2 protein-coding genes are annotated in these 2,879 nt (G+C 39.4%); both read right to left on the bottom strand.

Features of this window, described 5'->3' with window-relative positions; all coding sequences use genetic code 11:
• Positions 1-227 precede the first annotated feature (227 nt).
• Positions 228-962: a transporter substrate-binding domain-containing protein gene (locus CXF74_RS20925; protein ID WP_101084523.1), complete on the bottom strand. Its 735-nt coding sequence runs from the start codon at positions 960-962 to the stop codon at positions 228-230.
• 21 nt (positions 963-983) lie between these two features.
• The gene (locus CXF74_RS20920; protein ID WP_232772610.1) at positions 984-2,525 is read right to left on the bottom strand and encodes a methyl-accepting chemotaxis protein; all 1,542 of its coding nucleotides are present in this window, start codon (positions 2,523-2,525) and stop codon (positions 984-986) included.
• Positions 2,526-2,879: the final 354 nt, after the last annotated feature.

The following is a 2,879-nucleotide window of genomic DNA, read 5'->3' as shown; positions in this document are numbered from 1 at the left end:
AGTGCTTAGAAATTAAAGCAAAAAACTGCGAGATGTTACTCAAAAAGATTTGGGTGTCCTGTCTTTTTTTTTTTTTTTGTTAACAGCAAGAAAAAGTAACCAAAAAGTGCCGGTTCAAGTCCGGCCTCGGGCACCATGCTAAATCCTCAATTATTAAGTTAATTGGGGATTGTATTTGAGCTTTGGCCTACGAATAATCATCGGTAAAATCAGTAGGCCAAAAACATCTATTGCTTAATACCATATCTATTTAAAATTTCATTAAACTTACCATTACCTTTAATCGTTATTAAGCCTTTATTAAAGGCTGTGATTAACTCAGCGGACCTCGCATTGGCTTTACCCGACGTAACATGTAATCGATTAATTGAAAGTGCATTATTGGTAAATGAAAAATCATCAATATTCAAACCCTTTGAAGTGATTAGTGATTTAGCAACTAGCTCATCCTCAAGCGTAAGGTGAATTCTCCCTGCTAGTAATTTCTTAAGGTTAGCAACCAAATTACTGGCTTCAGGGCGAGAAAAATTGTCTGCACTTAAAAACTCGTCACCGTAACCATAACCTCTAACAATGCCGATTTTTTTACCACCTAAGCTAGACATGCCATCAAACTCGAAGCTGTCACCTGCTTTTTTAATAAACTTGAGACTGTTTTCAAGATAGCTATCACTGTATGTTAGATAGTTCGTTCTATCTTGAGTAAACCAAGTTGCAGGGAGGATATCAATACGCCCCTCTTTTACCTCATTTAACGCTCTGGACCACGCCATCGCTTTGTATTTTACCTGATAGCCCTGGCTGGCTAGTGCGGCAGTGACGATATCAACTGATATGCCCTGATGATTAACTTCTCCTTTCATAACAAAAGGAGGCCATGGATCTTGCGCCGCCGTAACAGTATTGCCCCAAGCGGCAAAAGAACTTAATAATGCGGTGATAAAAATTAGAACATATCTCATATTAATCTCCTTAATTAAATATTATGTACGGAATTTAGACATTTGTTCGGCTATATTATGGCTTAGTTCTAGTACTTCATCAGTGCGTTGTGCATTTTCAGAGGCTCCATCTGATACCATACTTGATGCCTCTGATGCTTCCACAATTGTTTGACTGATCTCTTCTACAGCCCGTTTTTGCTCCTCAGTCGCTTGAGAAATTTGACTGCTTTTATCTGAAATGTGTTGGATTAACTGACTAACTTCAGTGACAGAATACTGTGATTCACTCACCCGGCCAGCGGTTTTTTCCAGTAGCTTAGTAATACGGGTAAGCTCTGCCTCTACAGACTTAGTCGCGCCATCAAGCGAGGAGATATTCTTTTGGATCTGTTCCGTCGACTCCCCCGTTTTTACCGCTAAATTTCGCACTTCATCGGCAACAACTGCAAACCCTCGTCCTTGTTCACCGGCGCGTGCAGCTTCGATCGCTGCATTTAATGCCAATAAATTGGTTTGACCAGAAATATCATTGATCACATTAAGCACCGTTGATATCTTCTCCCCTTCATTAACTAGCTTGTGCATCTTAGTATTAACCAGTTCCATCTCTTCGCGCATATTGGTAATCTCTTGCGCAGAGTTTTCTATTGCAACATACACTTCGCTAGTCAGAGAGTTTGCTGCTAAAGCCTCATTGGCAGTTTGCCCTGCAGTATCTGTGACCGAACCAACCGAATGATTAAGCTCAGTAGCAGCTGCTGCAACAGTGGTAAGTTGATGCTTCTGCTGACTCAAGCGCTCTGCACTCGCTCGCGCAATTTCACCACTGGCACTGGCTTTATCTTCGAGCTGTCCAGATGAATGAATGACTTCTAATACAATGGTACGTAGTGAAGCGGTAAATTCGTTGATACCTTCAGTAATATCATGAAACTCTTTCAATTTAGCCGCTGGTATTTTATTGGATAAGTCGCCTTCACCTGACGCAAGATTTTGAATTCTTTCTGTCAACTGCGTTAACGGCCTTAATACAACAAATGCTAGCACTGTAATAATAAGCAAAGAGATAATAACGTCTAATATCAGTAGCTCAATAACACTGCGGTACAGAGATGTGCTTAACTTCGCTTCCAACGTAGCAGAATCAAAATATACAACCACTTTTCCGACAATATTTTCTTCACCATCTTCAATAAAAACGAGTGCTTCACTCACCGAGTTTTGCTCAGGAAACAATGACCTATCCACAACATTAATGGCAAGTTCATTCACGTTAGTCTGGTTAGGCATCAGAAACAGCACCTCAGAATTTTGCTTATCTAGGATTTTTATAGCCGTTATCTCAGTAGATTTTAGTTCGGCAGAGATAGCTAAATGGGCAGTATCTAAATCAAAATCCCATACTGCACGAGGAGTGCTAACTGCTAGGCGAGTAGCTGTATTGTTAACATTCACGTCTAAGCTGCTATATAGATCCTGTTTAAAATCATTATATTTTAGATAGGATGAAAGCAATAAAACGAGCGTCACTGCGACAACAACCATAACAACAAAAATAGCTTTAATACTTTTCACAATCATTTCCTTTTGTCATAAGTGCCAAAGGACTAGCGAGTGAATTTAAATGTAGTAATTAATTACACTATTATCAACATTGATGAATCATTAAAGCACAAACGAGCCCATGGCACATTCCAAGTTTAACGTTGGGGTCATATTATTTAATGTGAAGTACGGATGTGTAACCTCTAGACTTCAAAGTATGAAAAAGCCCTAAATCAGTAATGGTTTAGGGATTTTTTGTGTGTTTATATTACTGATGTTTGAAGGTAAAGAGGCCGATCGAGGAAACCCGTATCTTTTTGACCGCACTTCAATAACCCGCTTCTAAATTTAATGTGGATATCATATTGGTTAGTGTTCAGTGAAAATACC

The sequence above is a fragment of the Psychromonas sp. Urea-02u-13 genome (genome assembly GCF_002835995.1).
Taxonomy (GTDB): Bacteria; Pseudomonadota; Gammaproteobacteria; order Enterobacterales; family Psychromonadaceae; genus Psychromonas.
Note: the sequence above shows the minus strand (reverse complement) of the source record. Positions and strands in the feature narration are given on the sequence as shown.

Bases quoted from the DNA above. Each gene is read 5' to 3' on its own strand.
- CXF74_RS20920 (WP_232772610.1), bottom strand. From the start codon at position 2,525: ATGATTGTGAAAAGTATTAAAGCTATTTTTGTTGTTATGGTTGTTGTC.
- CXF74_RS20925 (WP_101084523.1), bottom strand. From the start codon at position 962: ATGAGATATGTTCTAATTTTTATCACCGCATTATTAAGTTCTTTTGCC.